Origin of the sequence: Serratia sp. EWG9 (genome assembly GCF_019913725.1) — a bacterium.
In the GTDB taxonomy this organism is placed as follows: Bacteria; Pseudomonadota; Gammaproteobacteria; order Enterobacterales; family Enterobacteriaceae; genus Serratia; species Serratia ureilytica.
In genome coordinates, this window is sequence record NZ_JADNRO010000005.1 from 313460 (window position 1) to 330707 (window position 17248).

Consider the following 17248-nt stretch of genomic DNA (forward strand, 5'->3'; position numbering starts at 1 on the left):
GGGAGGTGCTTATGCTCAATCAAGAACTGGAACTCAGTCTCAACATGGCTTTCGCCAGGGCGCGTGAGCACAGACACGAGTTTATGACCGTGGAGCACCTGTTGCTGGCGTTGCTGAGCAACCCTGCCGCGCGAGAAGCGCTCGAGGCATGTACGGTGGATCTGGCCGCGTTGCGCCAGGAGCTGGAAGCCTTCATCGAACAAACCACACCGACGCTGCCCGCCGGCGAAGAAGAGCGCGACACTCAGCCGACGCTCAGCTTCCAGCGCGTGCTGCAGCGCGCGGTCTTCCATGTGCAATCCTCCGGCCGCAGCGAAGTGTCCGGCGCCAACGTGTTGGTGGCTATTTTCAGCGAGCAGGAATCGCAGGCGGCCTATCTGCTGCGCAAGCACGACGTCAGCCGTCTCGACGTGGTGAACTTCATTTCACATGGCACGCGTAAAGACGAGCCGGGCCAAGCGCCGAATGCGGAAAACCCGGTGAACGAAGAGCAGTCCGGAGGGGAAGACCGTATGGAAAACTTCACCACCAACCTCAATCAGTTGGCCCGTGTGGGCGGCATCGATCCGCTGATCGGCCGCGATCGTGAGCTGGAGCGCGCGATTCAGGTGCTGTGCCGTCGTCGTAAAAACAACCCGCTGCTGGTCGGCGAATCCGGCGTGGGCAAGACCGCCATCGCCGAAGGCCTGGCCTGGCGTATCGTGCAGGGCGACGTGCCGGAAGTGATGGCGGACTGCACGCTGTATTCGCTGGATATCGGTTCACTGCTGGCCGGCACCAAATACCGCGGCGACTTCGAGAAACGCTTCAAGGCGCTGCTCAAGCAGCTGGAACAGGATCAGAACAGCATCCTGTTCATCGATGAAATTCACACCATCATCGGCGCCGGTGCGGCTTCCGGTGGGCAAGTGGATGCCGCCAACCTGATCAAACCGCTGCTGTCGAGCGGCAAGATCCGGGTGATCGGCTCGACCACCTACCAGGAGTTCAGCAACATCTTCGAAAAGGATCGCGCTCTGGCGCGCCGTTTCCAGAAGATCGATATCACCGAACCGACGGCGGAAGAGACCGTTCAGATCATCAACGGCCTGAAGGCCAAGTATGAAGCGCACCACGACGTGCGTTATACCGCCAAGGCGATCCGCGCCGCGGTGGAGCTGTCGGTGAAATACATCAACGATCGCCATCTGCCGGACAAGGCGATCGACGTGATCGACGAGGCGGGCGCCCGCAGCCGGTTGATGCCGGCCAGCAAGCGCAAGAAAACCGTCAACGTGGCCGATATCGAATCCGTGGTGGCGCGTATCGCTCGCATCCCGGAGAAAACCGTGTCGGCCAGCGATCGCGACGTGCTGAGAAACCTGGGCGATCGCTTGAAGATGCTGGTATTCGGTCAGGATCAGGCGATCGAAGCGTTGACGGAAGCGATCAAGATGAGCCGCGCCGGTCTGGGCCACGAGCGCAAGCCGGTCGGTTCCTTCCTGTTCGCCGGGCCGACCGGGGTCGGGAAAACCGAGGTCACCGTACAGCTGGCCAAGGCGATGGATATCGAGCTGCTGCGTTTCGACATGTCCGAGTACATGGAGCGGCATACCGTCAGCCGTCTGATCGGCGCGCCTCCGGGCTACGTCGGTTACGATCAGGGCGGGCTGCTGACCGATGCGGTGATCAAGCATCCGCATGCGGTGGTGCTGCTCGATGAGATCGAGAAGGCGCACCCGGACGTGTTCAACCTGCTGCTGCAGGTGATGGACAACGGCACGCTGACCGACAACAACGGCCGCAAGGCGGACTTCCGCAATGTGATCCTGGTGATGACCACCAACGCCGGTGTGCGGGAAACCGAACGCAAGTCGATCGGCCTGGTGCAGCAGGACAACAGCACCGACGCGATGGAAGAGATCAAGAAGGTGTTTACGCCGGAATTCCGCAACCGTCTGGACAACATCATCTGGTTCAACCATCTGTCTACCGAGGTGATCCAGCAGGTGGTCGACAAGTTTATCGTCGAACTGCAGGCGCAGCTGGATGCGAAGGGCGTCTCGCTGGAAGTGAGCGACGAAGCGCGCGACTGGCTGTCGGTGAAGGGCTACGACCGTGCGATGGGCGCTCGTCCGATGGCGCGCGTCATGCAGGAAAACCTGAAGAAACCGTTGGCCAACGAATTGCTGTTCGGTTCGCTGGTGGACGGCGGTTCCGTGAAGGTCGAGCTGGACAAGGACAAGAAACAGCTGACTTACCACTTCCTCAGCGCCGCCAAGCGCAAGGCGGACGAGGGCGCGGTGCACTAAGGCTGCCTGCAGGCAAAGAAAAAGCGATGCTTCGGCATCGCTTTTTTTTTATGGGTGAGATTCACCGTACAACAGAAACGAGTGAGCCCTCTCAGTTTACCTGCGCACCTGCAACCCGTTGTTTAACGTCGCTGCGGGGGTAAACGGAAAGGGCTCCCGAGGGATTACATCCTCGATGCCGCCAGCGTGTGGCGCGCGATGAGCCGATTAACGGCTACGGAAGACAATGCGGCCTTTGCTCAGGTCGTACGGGGTCAGCTCTACAGTGACTTTGTCGCCCGTCAGGATGCGGATATAGTTTTTACGCATTTTACCGGAGATGTGTGCGGTTACCACGTGCCCGTTTTCCAATTCAACGCGGAACATGGTGTTGGGCAGCGTATCAAGAACGGTGCCCTGCATTTCAATATTGTCTTCTTTGGCCATCGAATCCTCTAGGTCTAACTACCTTAGTTTTTAACCGGCAAGATAATGCCGAAAAACCCCCATTATGTAAAGATGTGTCGGTGAACATTGCACCGTTTCCATCAATTAGTTTACTGGATGGGGCGGTTCAACCGGCTGTGGGGATATGACTTGCGGCGCCCAGCACGCCGGTGCCAAAGGCCGCCGTTGAAGGGTGCTGAGCTGCTGCAAGAATTGACGGCGCGGAATTTCACGCGCGCCAAGGCGGGCAGTGTGAGCGTTCAGCACCTGGCAGTCAATCAATTCCCCGCCATAAGCGGCAAAATGGCGGCAAAAGGCCATCAATGCGCATTTTGAGGCGTTGGTGACGCGGCTGAACATCGATTCGCCGCAGAACAACGCGCCCTGCGCCACGCCGTACATGCCGCCAACCAGTTGATCATCCTGCCAGACCTCCACCGAGTGCGCGTAGCCGAGGCGATGCAGATGCTGATAGGCGCGCTGCACCTCCGGGCCGATCCAGGTGCCTTCATCCGGTCGGTGGGCGCAGGCGGCGATCACCGCGGCGAAGTCGTGATTGAGCGTGATGCGAAACGGATCGTGGCGCAGAAAGCGTTTCAGGCTGCGGTTAAGATGAAACTCGGCCGGGAACAGCACCGCACGCGGATCGGGCGACCACCACAGGATGGCCTCTCCCGGCGAATACCAGGGGAAGATGCCGCGCTCATAGGCCGCCAGCAGCCGCGGCGCCGTGAGGTCGCCGCCGATCGCCAGCAGGCCGTTGGGGTCGCGCAGGGCGCCCTCAGGCGAGGGAAACGCCAGCGACTGCGGGGAGAGCTTAACGATGCGCATACAGGGTCTCTGCGTCCTCTACGGGCCGATTAAGGCGCCAGGTTGCTGATACGGTTGCGAAAGCGGGCATAGCGGCCCTGCTGGCGCATCAGGGCCGCGTGATTGCCCTGTTCGACAATTTGGCCGTCATCCATCACGCAAATGCGGTCGAGATGTTCCAGGCCGTACAAACGGTGCGTCACCAGGATCAGCGTTTTGCCCTGACAATGCCGGCGCAGCAGCGCCAGGATCTGCTGCTCGGTTTCGGCGTCCAGCCCTTCGGTCGGTTCGTCAAGCAGCAGCAGCGGGGCCGGATGCAGCAGCGCGCGGGCGATACCCAGTCGGCGTTGTTCGCCGCCGGACAGCTGCCGGCCGCCTTCGCCGAGCCAGGCGTTCAGCCCGCCGTCGCCGGCCAGTAATTTGCCGAGCCCCACCTGCTGCAGGACGTCACTCAAACGAGCGTCGTCGGCATCCGGTGCGGCCAGCCGCAGGTTTTCCCGCAGCGTATCGCTGAAGATATGCACTCGCTGGCTGACGACCGTGGTCATTCGGCGCAGCGTGGTTTCATCATAATCCTCCAGCGGTTCGCCGTTGAGCAGAATTTTGCCGCCGTCGGTGCGCCAGGCGCGGGTCAGCAGCTGCAGCAGGGTGGACTTGCCGCAGCCGGTGCGGCCGAGCAAGGCGATGTGTTCGCCGGCCGCCACCTCGAGCGTGACGTCGCGCAGCACCGGCTGCGGCTGATCGGGGTAGGTGAAACTCAGCTGCCGCAGGCTGAGCTGCGCCCGATCGGCCGCGGCCGGGCCGGCGGCAGGGAAGGTGACTTCCGGTTGGCGATCGATGATCTGTTTGACCCGCGTGGCGGAGGCGATCACCTGACCGAGATGCTGGAAGGCGCCGGCCACCGGCATCAGCGCTTCGAACGACGCCAGCGCGGCGAAGACAAACAACGCGATCAACGCGCCGGGTTGGGTATCGCCGCCGATGCCCGCGGCGGTCAGCCACAGCAGCAGCGTCACCGTCAGCCCGCTGGCGAGGATCATCAGCGCCTGCGCCTTGCCGCTCAGCGAGGCCTGCTGCCACTGGCGGCGTTGCCACCGCTGTTCGGTGGCGTTCAGCGTCTGGCGGAAGTCGTTGACGGCGCCGAACACCACCAGTTCCGCCTGCCCCTGCAGCCAGGCGGTCAGGTCGGTGCGGTATTGACCGCGCAGCGCGGTGAGTTGGCCGCCGATCGGTTTGCCGGCGCGATAGAATACCGGCGGCACCAGCAGCAGCAACAGCAGCAGAATGCCACCCAGCGTCAGGGCGAGCACAGGATCCAGCCAGCTCAGGCCGTAAGTGACGACCAGGATCACCACCGCCGCGCTGATCAGCGGCGAGATCACCCGCAGATAAAGATGATCCAGCGTGTCCACGTCCGCCACCAGGCGGTTGAGCAGGTCGGCCTGGCGGAAACGGGCGATGCCGCCCGGCGTCAGCGGCAGGATCTTGCTGAAGGTGAACACCCGCAGGTGCGACAGCACGCGGAAGGTGGCGTCGTGGCTGACCACACGCTCGGCGTAGCGCCCGGCGGTGCGGAAGATCGCCGCGCCGCGCACGCCGGCGGCGGGCAGCATGTAGTTGAAGGTTAGCAGGCCCGCCAATCCGGCCAGCGAAGAGGCGGCCAGGAACCAGCCGGAGAGCGCCAGCAGGCCGATGCTGGCCAGCAGGGTGACGATCGCCAAAATGATGCCCAGGCTAATCAGCAGGCTATGGCGGCGATACAACGCCAAAAACGGCAGCAACACGCGCATGATTAAAGCTCCCCGCGGCGGTGGGCGATCAGAGTGGCGAACAGGCCCGGTTGGGCGCTGAGGGTGGCGTAATCGCCCTGTTGCACGATACGCCCGTTATCCATCACCCAAATCTGATCGTAGTCTTCGGTATCTTCCAGCTGATGCGTCACCAGCAGGGTGGTTTGTTGATGCGAAGCGGCATTCAACGCCTGCATCACCCGTTGTTCGCTATGGGCATCGAGGCTGGCGGCCGGTTCATCGAGCAGCAGCAAGCGGCGCGGGCCGATCAGCGCCCGGGCGACCGCCACGCGCTGCGCCTGGCCGACCGACAGGCGGGCGGCGTTATCGCCCACTTCGGTGTCGAGCCCCTGCGGCAGATACGGCAACAGCTCGCTGACGTAGGCGTGTTCCACCGCCTGCTGCAGCTGCGTTTCATCGGCCTGCGGGCAGCCTAGCAGGATATTGGCGCGCAAGGTTTGCGCCGGCAGGTGCGGGTTTTGCCCGACCCAGCTCAGCTGCTGCCTCCAGTTCTCTGCGGACAAGTCACGCAGTTCGATGCCGTTGACGGTCAACGATCCACGGTAGGGCAGGAAGCCGAGCAGCAGATTGAGCAGCGAACTTTTGCCGGCGCCGCTCAGCCCGACCAGCGCCACGCGCTGCTGCGGTTGCAGGGTGAAACTCAGCGGCCCGGCCAGCAACACGCCGTTCGGCGACAGAATTTCCAATTCGTTCGCCTGTAGCGTCAGCGATTGATAGGCGGGCAACTTCCGCGTGCCGTTGCCCATCTGCTCGCCTTCGGCGCTGAGGAAGGTTTCCAGCGCTTCCGCCGCGCCGACCGCCTGCGCCTTGGCATGATAGAAGGTGCCGAGATCGCGCAGCGGTTGGAAGAACTCCGGCGCCAGAATCAGCACCAGAAAACCGGAAAACAGCGTTACGCCGAGGCCATAGCTGCCGAAGTTGAGTTCGCCGAGGTAAGAAAAGCCGAAATACACCGCCACTACGGCGATGGAGATCGACGCGAAGAACTCCAGCACGCCGGAGGAGAGGAAGGCCATGCGCAGCACTTCCATGGTGCGGCTGCGGAAGTCTTCGGAGGATTTGGCGATCTGCGCGGTTTCGGCCTGCGCGCGGTCGAATAGCCGCAGGGTGTCCAGGCCGCGCAGGCGGTCGAGGAAGTTACCGCTCAATCGCGCCAGCGCCACAAAGTTGCGGCGGTTGGCGTCGGCGGCCCCCATGCCCACCAGCGCCATAAACAGCGGGATCAGCGGCGCGGTCGCCAACAGAATCAAACCGGCGGCCCAGTTGATCGGGAAGACGGCGATCAAGATCAGCAGCGGGATAAACACCGCCAGATACATCTGCGGCAGATAGCGCGAGTAATAGTCCTGCATATCCTCGATCTGTTCGACGATGATGCTGGCCCAGCTGCCCGCCGGTTTGCCCTGGATCCAGGCCGGCCCGAGCTGCTGCAGCTTATCCAGCACCTGCCGGCGCATGCGCTGGCGGATCACCTGCCCACACAGAAAACCGACCCGTTCCCGCAGCCAGCTCAGCAGCGCCCGCAGCGCGAACGCGATGGCCAGCCAGATAAACGAAGGGATCAGTTGCTCACGCGGGGTATGTTCGATGATCAGGGCATGCAGCAGGCTGGCCAGCAGCCACGCCTGCGCCACGATCAGCAGGCCGCTGAACAACCCCAACAGCATGGAAAGGCGCAGCCAACGCTGCGCTAACGAACTCTGGGTTTTAAGCCAACGGGTTAACTGTTGCTGTCTGGTTTTTTTCATCAGATATGCGTCTGCGTCGCCGGCGCCCGTTTGTTACGGGCTGGGTTAACGTACTGTTAAATAATAGTGTTTGGCGCAATCGGCGACAAACAAGCGAGGCCTCATGTTACCTCGTGACCCGGCAGACTGAAAAGAATAAAGCGGGCAAATATGGCTATAACAGATGGGAGGGAGAGATTGCTGAACCCAGAAACAAAAAAAGCGGCTCGAGAGCCGCTTTTTGCCGATGATGAAAACGTCTTAGCAGACTTCTGCGCCGGCGATGCCGTCCAGATAACGCTCTGCGTCCAGCGCCGCCATGCAGCCGGTGCCGGCGGAGGTGATCGCCTGACGGTAGATGTGATCCATCACGTCGCCCGCGGCGAAGACGCCGGGGATAGTGGTTTGGGTCGCATTGCCGTGAATGCCGGACTGCACCTTGATGTAGCCGTTTTCCAGCTCCAGCTGACCGCCGAAGATGCCGGTGTTCGGGCTGTGGCCGATGGCGATGAACACGCCGGCCAGTTCCAGCTCACGGGTTTCGTTTTCCGCTTTGGTGCTGCGGATACGCACGCCGGTCACGCCCATTTCATCGCCCAGCACTTCGTCCAGCGTATGGTCGGTGTGCAGCACGATGTTGCCGCTCTTCACTTTTTCCATCAGCCGGTCGATCAGGATTTTCTCCGAACGGAAGCTGTCGCGACGGTGGATCAGGTGAACCTCGGCGGCGATGTTTGACAGGTACAGCGCTTCTTCAACGGCGGTATTGCCGCCGCCGACCACCGCGACTTTCTGGTTGCGGTAGAAGAAACCGTCGCAGGTTGCGCAGGCGGAAACGCCTTTGCCCTTGAACGCGTCTTCGGAAGGCAGGCCAAGATAGCGGGCGGAGGCGCCGGTCGCGATGATCAGCGCGTCGCAGCTGTATTCACCGCTGTCGCCGAACAGGCGGAACGGACGCTGCTGCAGATCGACGCTGTTGATGTGGTCGAAGACGATTTCAGTCTGGAACTTCTCCGCGTGCTCGCGCATGCGCTCCATCAACGCCGGGCCGGTCAGGCCTTCGGCGTCGCCCGGCCAGTTTTCCACTTCGGTGGTGGTGGTCAGCTGGCCGCCTTGTTCCAGACCGGTGATCAGCACCGGGTTCAGGTTGGCGCGCGCCGCGTAGACGGCGGCGGTGTAACCGGCCGGGCCGGAACCCAGAATCAGTAATTTGCTATGTTTAGCCGTGCCCATGAATAACCTCTTTATTCCACAATGGCGGACAATGAAGCCGATTGTAGGGAAAATGGCGCAGTAAAAAAAGCGCCGGGCGACGTTGTTAACGATTTGTATGATAGTTGTCGCCTATTAATGCATCCGTTGTCGGTAAATCGGTCGTCGAACGCAGAAATTTAACTTATCAAAGCCGCATTCGGCCAGCGAATCGCCAACCGTGCAAAAACGGCGCACTCTGCGGCTTCCGCCGCTCCCGACCGGGGTTTATCAGCCAGAGATTCATAATCAAAAATGGGATGCAGACTTTTCATGACGGTACGTTGTTCTGATTTTGCTTCTTTTACTTTGACAATCCGCTGCGCATTTGCGAAAACATCATAGGAAGAAGAAATTATCCCCGTAACACCAGCAAATCGTACGTATTTGCGCCGCAAGGCAACGATACGCAGCGGGAGTGCGGAGCAGGGCGCGCAAGCGTTTGCTGATTTTTTCTCGACCGAAACATCGTTGCCGGCGCTGCGCGGAGTTGGACAGACAGGCTGCGCGGCGTGGAATGATGGTAGTGAAGAAGCACATGACAGGCATCGGGTCTTCGCTTGGAACGAACCCTTACACATTGACGTTGGCTAGGGTGTGGCAAGTGCACGGAAGAAAATAAGAGAGACAATAATAATGGCAGACAACAAGAAACGCCCGGGTAAAGATCTTGACCGTATCGACCGCAACATCCTGAATGAGCTGCAGAAGGATGGGCGTATTTCGAACGTCGAGCTTTCGAAGCGCGTGGGGTTATCCCCGACACCATGTTTGGAACGCGTGCGCCGTCTCGAGCGCCAGGGTTTCATTCATGGCTATACCGCATTGCTGAACCCGCATTATCTGGATGCGTCCCTGCTGGTTTTCGTGGAGATCACGTTGAACCGCGGCGCGCCGGATGTGTTTGAGCAATTCAACTCGGCAGTGCAGAAGCTTGAAGAGATTCAGGAGTGTCATCTGGTTTCCGGCGATTTCGACTACCTGTTGAAAACCCGCGTACCGGACATGTCGGCTTACCGCAAATTGCTGGGCGAAACCTTGCTGCGTTTGCCGGGGGTTAACGACACCCGTACCTACGTAGTGATGGAAGAAGTGAAACAGAGTAACCGTCTGGTTATCAAAACACGGTAAGGTGCAGGTGCAAAACCTGATTAAATTGGTTACACTCCTGTTTATTCATACAGTTTCGGCGCCGGGGCAGTTTCTCGGCGCTGTTGCTATGTCAGCTAACAGGAACCTGGAGAGCCTTTCTTGAGCCAGGAATATACAGAAGATAAAGAAGTTACCCTGAAAAGACTCAGCAGTGGCCGGCGTTTGCTGGAAGCTGTGCTTATCGTGGTAGCGATTTTTGCCGTTTACCTCATGGCTGCGCTGGTCAGTTTCAACCCGTCTGACCCAAGCTGGTCGCAGACCGCGTGGCATGAGCCGATTCACAATCTGGGCGGCGGTGTCGGGGCCTGGTTGGCCGATACGCTGTTCTTCACCTTCGGGGTGCTCGCCTACGCGATACCGCCGATCATGCTGGTCCTGTGCTGGGCGGCTTATCGCCAACGCAGCAACAGAGACTACATCGACTATTTCGCGCTTTCCCTGCGCCTGATCGGCACCCTGGCGTTAGTGCTCACCTCCTGTGGGTTGGCGTCGCTGAACGTTGACGATCTCTATTACTTCGCCTCCGGCGGCGTGATCGGCAGCCTGCTGAGCAACGCCATGTTGCCGTGGTTCAACGGCATCGGCGCTACGCTGGCGCTGCTGTGCGTATGGGCGGCGGGGTTGACGCTGTTTACCGGCTGGTCCTGGCTGGTGATCGCCGAGAAGATCGGCGGGGCGGTGTTGGGCGTTGCGACGGTGATGACCAATCGCTCACGCCGCGAAGAGCGCTATTTCGAAGATGACGAGCGTTACGTTGACGACGAGCCTGAGCAGGCAGGGAAGGGTGCCGCCGCAGCGGTTGCCGCGACCGCCGTCGGAGCCGCGGCCGCCGATGACGACGTGCTGTTCTCCGCGCCTTCGGTTACCGAAAGCGCCAAAGCGGCGGCGGAAGACGCCGCCGATCCGCTGCTCAGCGGCCTGCGCGCCGACGATGGTGAGCTTGAAGCAGAAGCCGCACCCAGCGCGCCGGTGGCTTCGCCTGCACCGACGGTGAAGGCAGAGATCCACGAGCCCGTTGCTGCGCCGATCGCCGCTCAGGCGCCGTCGGTAACGGTGGCGCCGGCCGCGCCGGCCTCGGTCAATCAGCACCCGGTAAGTGCGTCGGCGCAAGACGCTACGCCGCCGCTGTATTCCTTCGAGATCCCGGAAGAAACGCCTGCGCCTAAGGCGACGCGTCCTGTCGATCCTTATCAGGATGACGATGAGCCGCGCCTTGGTAACTGGCAAGAGCCGGCCGCGCCGCAGCCGCCGGCGCGTTCTCCCTTTGATTTTACCGCCGCACAGCGTGACAGCGTTGACATCGGCAGTTCGAGCGGTTTCAGCGCCACCGGCGCCAAACCGCAGCCGGATACGGCGGCAGCCGCTGCTGCGGGCGTTGCGGCGGCGACCTTTATGCCGGCCTTCACGGCGACCAGCGACGGCAACCCGCAGGTTAAGCAGGGCATCGGTCCTGAGCTGCCGCGGCCGAACCCGGTGCGCATCCCGACCCGTCGCGAGCTGGCTTCCTACGGTATCAAGCTGCCTTCGCAGCGTGCGGCCGAACAGGAACAGCGCCAGACAGAGGCGGAGCCTCAACAGCTGACGGCGGCGAACCCGCAGGAAGAAGAGGCGCTGCAAGAAGCCGCGCTGCGCCAGGCGTTCGCCGAGCAGCAAAGCCAGCGCTACGGCGAAAGCTACGCGTCGGAGCAGGATGATGAACAGGCTCAGCAGGAGGCTGAGCTGAGCAAAGCGTTCGCCGAGCAACAGAGCCAGCGTTACGGCGAAGACCAGCAGGACGACGAAGCGGCGCGGCAAGAGGCTGCGCTGCGTCAGGCATTCGCCGAGCAGCAGCAGGCGCGTTATGGCCAGCAAGAGCCTGCTCCGCAGGCGCCGGCCGCCAGTCCGGTCGATACCCGCAATGCTTTCAGCTTCTCGCCGATGGCGGATCTGGTGGACGATGGTCCGAGCGAGCCGATGTTCACGCTGTCGCCGCAGCTTGAAGAGCGCATTGAACTGGAAAGCGAACAAGAGGACGATGTGCCGTTCGGCCAGTTTGAGCCTGCGGCGCCGGCTGCTCAACCTCAGCAATCGCACTCTCAGCCTCAACAATACCAGCAGCCGCAGCAGCAACCGTATCAGCAGCCGTCGCAGCAGCAATATCAGCAGCCGCAGCAACAGCCGCAGGTGCAGCAGCCTCAGCAACCTCAGGCCGAGCAGCATCCGGCGATGGACAGCTTAATTCACCCGTTCCTGATGCGCAACGATCAGCCGCTGCAGAAACCGACCACGCCTCTGCCGACGCTGGATCTGCTGACCGAAGCGCCGAAAGAAGTGGAGCCGGTCGATTCCTTCGCGCTGGAACAGAAAGCGCGCCTGGTGGAGGCCAGCCTGGCCGATTATCGCGTGAAAGCCGACGTGGTGGACATCCTGCCGGGGCCGGTCATCACCCGCTTCGAGCTGGATCTGGCGCCGGGCGTTAAAGCGGCGCGCATTTCCAACCTGTCGCGCGATCTGGCGCGTTCGCTGTCGACTTCGGCAGTGCGCGTGGTGGAAGTGATCCCCGGTAAGCCTTATGTCGGTCTGGAGCTGCCGAACGCCAAGCGGCAAACGGTATATCTGCGCGAGGTGCTGGATTGCCCGGCCTTCCGCGACAACCCGTCGCCGCTGTCCATCGTATTGGGTAAAGACATCTCCGGCGAGCCGGTGGTGGCCGATCTGGGCAAAATGCCGCACTTGCTGGTCGCCGGTACCACCGGCTCCGGTAAATCGGTCGGGGTCAACGCCATGATCCTGAGCATCCTGTATAAGGCCACGCCGAAAGAAGTGCGCTTTATCATGATTGACCCGAAAATGCTGGAACTGTCGGTTTACGAAGGCATTCCGCACCTGTTGACCGATGTGGTCACCGACATGAAAGACGCCGCCAATGCGCTGCGCTGGTGCGTGGGTGAAATGGAACGCCGCTATAAGCTGATGTCAGCTCTGGGCGTGCGTAACCTGGCCGGCTACAACGAACGTGTCGATCAGGCCGAAGCGATGGGGCGTCCGATCCCGGATCCGTTCTGGAAACCGACCGACAGCATGGACATCACGCCGCCGGTGCTGGAGAAAGAACCGTACATCGTGGTGATGGTCGACGAATTCGCCGACCTGATCATGACGGTCGGCAAGAAGGTCGAAGAGCTGATCGCCCGTCTGGCGCAAAAAGCGCGTGCGGCGGGCATCCACCTGGTGCTGGCGACCCAGCGTCCGTCGGTGGATGTGATCACGGGTCTTATCAAGGCCAACATCCCGACGCGTATCGCCTTTACCGTGTCGAGCAAGATAGACTCCCGCACCATCCTCGATCAGGGGGGCGCCGAGTCCTTGCTGGGCATGGGTGATATGCTTTATCTGGCGCCGAACTCCTCGATCCCGGTGCGCGTACATGGCGCATTCGTGCGCGATCAGGAAGTGCACGCGGTGGTCAAGGATTGGAAAGCGCGCGAGCGGCCCCAATATAAAGAGGGCATTCTCAGCGGCGGTGAAGACGGCGAGGGCGGTGCCGGCGGCGGTATGGACGGTGACGAAGAGCTGGATCCGCTGTTTGATCAGGCGGTGGATTTCGTGGTGGATAAACGCCGCGCCTCCATCTCCGGCGTACAGCGCCAGTTCCGCATCGGCTATAACCGCGCCGCGCGCATCATCGAACAGATGGAAGCGCAGGGCATCGTCAGCGAGCAGGGGCACAACGGCAACCGCGAGGTGCTGGCGCCGCCGCGGCACGATTGATGGTCGTTTAGCCATTGCAACTCAATAAGAAAGGGCCGCTTAAGCGGCCCTTGTGCAAAGAAGCGTAAACCCGTTTCTTCTCGGAACATTGGCCTACCGGCCGTTCGCCGGCTTCGGGTAAAGTAACGGGGTAAAGGGTTGATTTGACCCGCACGGCGTCGCCTTGCGGTTAACGCATTTCATAAGGTATCTGGAATAATGAAAAAACTGTTAGTTGCCTGCTGTCTGCTTTCGGGATTCGCTTCTACCTCCGTGCTGGCCGACGCCGCACAGGATCTGCAAAGTCGCCTGGCGAAGGTGAACAGTTTCCACGCCAGCTTCTCGCAAACCGTGACCAGCGCCGACGGTGCCGCGGTGCAACAGGGTGAAGGCGAGCTATGGGTGAAGCGGCCGAACCTGTTCAACTGGCACATGACGTCACCCGATGAGAGCGTGCTGGTCTCCGATGGCCAAACCCTGTGGTTCTATAACCCGTTCGTTGAGCAGGTGACGGCTACCTGGCTGAAGAACGCCACCGGCAATACGCCGTTTATGCTGATCACCCGCAACAATGCCAGCGACTGGAAGCAGTACAACGTGAAGCAAAAGGGCGATGATTTCGAGCTGACGCCGAAATCCGCCAGCGGCAACCTGAAGCAGTTCGCCATCAGCGTGACCAACAGCGGCACCATCCGCAGCTTCGCCGCGGTGGAGCAGGACGGCCAGCGCAGCGCTTATACGCTGAAAAGCCAGCAGAACGTCACCGCCGATCCGGCCAAATTCAAATTTACCCCGCCGAAGGGGGTGACGCTGGACGACCAGCGCCAGTGAGGTGCAAGTGAGTAATAATCTGTCGCTCGATTTTTCCCAGAACGAGTTCCAGCCGTTGGCCGCGCGTATGCGGCCGACCACGCTGGCGCAGTATATCGGCCAGCAGCACCTGCTGGCCGCCGGCAAGCCGCTGCCGCGCGCTATCGAGGCCGGGCAGCTGCACTCGATGATTCTATGGGGGCCGCCGGGCACAGGGAAGACGACGTTGGCAGAGCTGATCGGCCGTTATGGTCAGGCGGACGTCGAACGGATCTCCGCCGTGACCTCCGGGATCAAGGAGATCCGCGAGGCGATCGAACGGGCGCGGCAAAACCGTGACGCCGGCCGCCGCACTATTCTGTTCGTCGATGAAGTGCACCGCTTCAACAAAAGTCAGCAGGACGCCTTCCTGCCGCACATTGAAGACGGCACCATCACCTTTATCGGCGCCACTACCGAAAACCCGTCGTTCGAACTGAACTCGGCGCTGCTGTCGCGCGCCCGCGTCTATTTGTTGAAGGCGCTGACTGCCGAAGACATCTGCCAGGTGCTGGATCAGGCGATGAACGACAAGGCGCGCGGTTTTGGCGGCCAGAACGTCGAGCTGCCGGCGGAAACGCGCCGCCTGCTGTCGGAGCTGGTGGGGGGCGATGCGCGCCGGGCGCTGAACAGCCTGGAAATGATGGCGGACATGGCGGAGCTCGACGCCAAAGGCGTACGGGTGCTGACGCCGGAGCTGCTGAAGGAGGTGTCGGGCGAGCGCAGCGCGCGTTTCGACAACAAGGGCGACCGTTATTACGACCTGATTTCCGCGCTGCATAAATCGGTGCGCGGTTCGGCGCCGGACGCCGCGCTGTACTGGTATGCGCGCATCATTACCGCCGGCGGCGATCCGCTCTATGTGGCGCGCCGTCTGTTGGCGATTGCCTCTGAAGACGTGGGCAACGCCGATCCGCGCGGCATGCAGGTGGCGATCGCCGCCTGGGACTGTTTCACCCGCGTGGGGCCTGCGGAGGGCGAGCGCGCCATTGCGCAGGCGATTGTTTACCTGGCCTGCGCGCCGAAGAGCAACGCGGTTTACACCGCGTTCAAGGCCGCCATGCGCGACGCCAAAGAGCAGGCCGATTATGACGTGCCGGAGCATTTGCGCAACGCGCCGACCAAGCTGATGAAGGAAATGGGGCTGGGGGCGGAATACCGTTACGCTCACGACGAACCCAACGCCTACGCCGCCGGCGAGAATTACTTCCCGCCCGAAATGGCCAACACGCGCTACTATCAACCGACCTCGCGAGGGCTGGAAGGGAAAATCGGCGAAAAGTTGGCATGGCTGGCTGAGCAGGATCAAAATAGCCCGACAAAACGCTACCGCTAGCGTGGCCGTTGCGGTAAGGTTAGCGGGTATCACTCTTCTTTTATGCGGCTATAAATCAGCCGCATAGAACAACAACACTTCTTTCAATAACAACAAGCACAGGATTAGCATGCTCGATCCCAATCTGCTGCGTAATGAGCTAGACGCAGTCGCCGTCAAACTGGCTCGCCGAGGCTTTAAACTCGATCTGGATCTGCTGCGTTCGCAGGAAGAACGCCGCAAAGTTCTGCAGGTAGAAACTGAAACGCTGCAAGCGGAACGCAACTCCCGATCGAAATCCATCGGCGCGGCCAAAGCGCGTGGGGAAGACATCGAGCCGCTGCGTCGCGAAGTGAACGAGCTGGGTGACAAGCTGGATGCCGCCAAGGCGGAACTGGATGCGCTGCAGAGCGAGATCCGCGATTATGCCCTGACGCTGCCTAACCTGCCGGACGACGCCGTGCCGGACGGTAAAGACGACAGCGAAAACCTGGAAGTCACCCGCTGGGGTGAACCGCGCCAATACGACTTCGCGGTGCGCGATCATGTCGATCTGGGCGAAATGGCCGGCGGGCTGGATTTTGCCGCCGCGGTTAAGCTGACCGGTTCGCGCTTCGTGGTGATGAAAGGGCAAATCGCCCGCATGCACCGCGCGCTGTCCCAGTTCATGCTGGATCTGCACACCGAACAGCACGGCTATCTGGAGGCCTACGTGCCTTACCTGGTCAACCACGCCACGCTGTACGGCACCGGCCAACTGCCGAAGTTCGGCGAAGACCTGTTCCATACTCGTCCGCTGGAAGAAGAAGCCGACAGCAGCAACTACGCGCTGATCCCAACGGCGGAAGTGCCGCTGACCAACCTGGTGCGCGACGAGATCGTGGAAGAGGAAACTCTGCCGCTGAAGATGACCGCGCACACGCCATGCTTCCGTGCGGAAGCCGGTTCTTACGGCCGTGACACCCGCGGTTTGATCCGTATGCACCAGTTCGACAAGGTCGAAATGGTGCAGATAGTCCGTCCGGAAGATTCGATGGATGCCCTGGAAGAGCTGACCGGCCATGCGGAGAAAGTGTTGCAGCTGCTGAACCTGCCTTACCGCAAGGTGCTGCTGTGCACCGGCGACATGGGCTTCGGCGCCTGCAAGACCTACGATCTGGAAGTGTGGCTGCCGGCGCAGAACACCTACCGCGAGATCTCGTCCTGCTCCAACATGTGGGACTTCCAGGCGCGCCGCATGCAGGCTCGCTGCCGCAGCAAGGCCGACAAGAAGCCGCGTCTGGTCCACACGCTGAACGGCTCCGGCCTGGCGGTCGGCCGTACGCTGGTGGCGGTGCTGGAAAACTACCAGCAGGCCGACGGTCGCATTCAGGTGCCTGAAGTGCTGCGTCCTTATATGGGCGGCCTGGAATACATCGGTTAAACGGCAAAGCATTTGAAAAAAGCGCCTGCGGGCGCTTTTTTTTATGTTGGAAATTCAGTCTGTCGCCAGCGCGTAGGCCTGTTTAATGTAGTCCGCCAGGTGCTTGCTTTTCACTTCGGCGGGCGTGTGGAGCTTGATGTGCCGCCGATATTGGCCGTTGCCTTCAAGTTGCTGATAGCGATCTTCCAGTCGGTGCCCTTGGCCGAATTCCACCGTGACGTGACTGCGGTAGGCGAAAACGCCGCAGAAAAATTGAGTATGCGAGAACATGATGCCGCCGTATTTGACCGATTCGGTGACGCCACTGCCGCTCGCCGTGGCGACCCGGCGCACCTGTTGTACGATCTCCAGCAGCTCGCCGTGCGTGCTGCCGATGTCTGCCAGCAAGGTCTCGACCGCCGCATTATTTGCCTGACTCATCTCGCTTCTCCGTCGTTAAATCCGCTCTGCGCTGAGCATAGCGC

General features: G+C 61.2%; 13 protein-coding genes. 6 read left to right on the forward strand and 7 right to left on the reverse strand.

Annotated features, from left to right (window positions below; genetic code table 11):
• The first annotated feature begins 11 nt into the window (after window positions 1-11).
• Window positions 12-2291, forward strand: a complete 2280-nt coding sequence (gene clpA / locus ITX55_RS14225; RefSeq protein ID WP_004928343.1) for an ATP-dependent Clp protease ATP-binding subunit ClpA — start codon at window positions 12-14, stop codon at window positions 2289-2291.
• Between the two features lie 207 nt (window positions 2292-2498).
• Here clpA and infA read toward each other — a convergent pair whose 3' ends face one another.
• The 6 genes from infA to ITX55_RS14255 all read right to left on the reverse strand — a co-directional run bounded on the left by infA (window position 2499) and on the right by ITX55_RS14255 (window position 8897).
• The gene (gene infA, locus ITX55_RS14230; protein ID WP_002211347.1) at window positions 2499-2717 is read right to left on the reverse strand and encodes a translation initiation factor IF-1; all 219 of its coding nucleotides are present in this window, start codon (window positions 2715-2717) and stop codon (window positions 2499-2501) included.
• A 105-nt stretch (window positions 2718-2822) separates the two neighbouring features.
• Complete coding sequence (gene aat / locus ITX55_RS14235; RefSeq protein WP_108680389.1) at window positions 2823-3548, reverse strand: leucyl/phenylalanyl-tRNA--protein transferase; 726 nt, start codon at window positions 3546-3548, stop codon at window positions 2823-2825.
• A gap of 29 nt (window positions 3549-3577) precedes the next feature.
• Complete coding sequence (cydC, locus tag ITX55_RS14240; RefSeq protein ID WP_108680390.1) at window positions 3578-5317, reverse strand: cysteine/glutathione ABC transporter ATP-binding protein/permease CydC; 1740 nt, start codon at window positions 5315-5317, stop codon at window positions 3578-3580.
• Between the two features lie 2 nt (window positions 5318-5319).
• Window positions 5320-7086: a cysteine/glutathione ABC transporter permease/ATP-binding protein CydD gene (gene cydD / locus ITX55_RS14245; RefSeq protein ID WP_108680391.1), complete on the reverse strand. Its 1767-nt coding sequence runs from the start codon at window positions 7084-7086 to the stop codon at window positions 5320-5322.
• 240 nt (window positions 7087-7326) lie between these two features.
• The gene (gene trxB, locus ITX55_RS14250; protein ID WP_019454557.1) at window positions 7327-8298 is read right to left on the reverse strand and encodes a thioredoxin-disulfide reductase; all 972 of its coding nucleotides are present in this window, start codon (window positions 8296-8298) and stop codon (window positions 7327-7329) included.
• Window positions 8299-8456: 158 nt separating this feature from the next.
• Complete coding sequence (locus ITX55_RS14255; RefSeq protein ID WP_129993320.1) at window positions 8457-8897, reverse strand: hypothetical protein; 441 nt, start codon at window positions 8895-8897, stop codon at window positions 8457-8459.
• 55 nt (window positions 8898-8952) lie between these two features.
• Between ITX55_RS14255 and lrp the strand changes: the two genes are divergently transcribed.
• The 5 genes from lrp to serS all read left to right on the forward strand — a co-directional run bounded on the left by lrp (window position 8953) and on the right by serS (window position 16784).
• Window positions 8953-9447 carry a leucine-responsive transcriptional regulator Lrp gene (gene lrp, locus ITX55_RS14260; protein WP_004928318.1) on the forward strand — a complete coding sequence of 165 codons (495 nt, stop codon included), beginning with the start codon at window positions 8953-8955 and terminating at the stop codon, window positions 9445-9447.
• A 120-nt stretch (window positions 9448-9567) separates the two neighbouring features.
• Complete coding sequence (locus ITX55_RS14265; protein ID WP_223085171.1) at window positions 9568-13218, forward strand: DNA translocase FtsK 4TM domain-containing protein; 3651 nt, start codon at window positions 9568-9570, stop codon at window positions 13216-13218.
• A gap of 198 nt (window positions 13219-13416) precedes the next feature.
• On the forward strand, window positions 13417-14028 hold the full coding sequence (gene lolA, locus ITX55_RS14270; RefSeq protein WP_033642555.1) for an outer membrane lipoprotein chaperone LolA: 612 nt from the start codon (window positions 13417-13419) through the stop codon (window positions 14026-14028).
• A gap of 67 nt (window positions 14029-14095) precedes the next feature.
• Window positions 14096-15382 carry a replication-associated recombination protein A gene (locus tag ITX55_RS14275; protein WP_197845201.1) on the forward strand — a complete coding sequence of 429 codons (1287 nt, stop codon included), beginning with the start codon at window positions 14096-14098 and terminating at the stop codon, window positions 15380-15382.
• Between the two features lie 109 nt (window positions 15383-15491).
• Window positions 15492-16784, forward strand: a complete 1293-nt coding sequence (gene serS / locus ITX55_RS14280; RefSeq protein WP_033642556.1) for a serine--tRNA ligase — start codon at window positions 15492-15494, stop codon at window positions 16782-16784.
• A 54-nt stretch (window positions 16785-16838) separates the two neighbouring features.
• On the opposite strand, the gene ITX55_RS14285 is transcribed toward serS, so the two are convergent.
• A complete protein-coding gene (locus tag ITX55_RS14285; protein WP_033650668.1) occupies window positions 16839-17204 on the reverse strand; it encodes a DUF1801 domain-containing protein in 366 nt (121 codons plus the stop codon).
• Window positions 17205-17248: the final 44 nt, after the last annotated feature.

Bases quoted from the DNA above. Each gene is read 5' to 3' on its own strand.
- infA (WP_002211347.1), bottom strand. From the start codon at position 2,717: ATGGCCAAAGAAGACAATATTGAAATGCAGGGCACCGTTCTTGATACG.
- lolA (WP_033642555.1), top strand. From the start codon at position 13,417: ATGAAAAAACTGTTAGTTGCCTGCTGTCTGCTTTCGGGATTCGCTTCT.
- serS (WP_033642556.1), top strand. From the start codon at position 15,492: ATGCTCGATCCCAATCTGCTGCGTAATGAGCTAGACGCAGTCGCCGTC.
- clpA (WP_004928343.1), top strand. From the start codon at position 12: ATGCTCAATCAAGAACTGGAACTCAGTCTCAACATGGCTTTCGCCAGG.
- cydC (WP_108680390.1), bottom strand. From the start codon at position 5,317: ATGCGCGTGTTGCTGCCGTTTTTGGCGTTGTATCGCCGCCATAGCCTG.
- ITX55_RS14285 (WP_033650668.1), bottom strand. From the start codon at position 17,204: ATGAGTCAGGCAAATAATGCGGCGGTCGAGACCTTGCTGGCAGACATC.
- cydD (WP_108680391.1), bottom strand. From the start codon at position 7,086: ATGAAAAAAACCAGACAGCAACAGTTAACCCGTTGGCTTAAAACCCAG.
- ITX55_RS14255 (WP_129993320.1), bottom strand. From the start codon at position 8,897: ATGTGTAAGGGTTCGTTCCAAGCGAAGACCCGATGCCTGTCATGTGCT.
- lrp (WP_004928318.1), top strand. From the start codon at position 8,953: ATGGCAGACAACAAGAAACGCCCGGGTAAAGATCTTGACCGTATCGAC.
- aat (WP_108680389.1), bottom strand. From the start codon at position 3,548: ATGCGCATCGTTAAGCTCTCCCCGCAGTCGCTGGCGTTTCCCTCGCCT.
- ITX55_RS14275 (WP_197845201.1), top strand. From the start codon at position 14,096: ATGCGGCCGACCACGCTGGCGCAGTATATCGGCCAGCAGCACCTGCTG.
- trxB (WP_019454557.1), bottom strand. From the start codon at position 8,298: ATGGGCACGGCTAAACATAGCAAATTACTGATTCTGGGTTCCGGCCCG.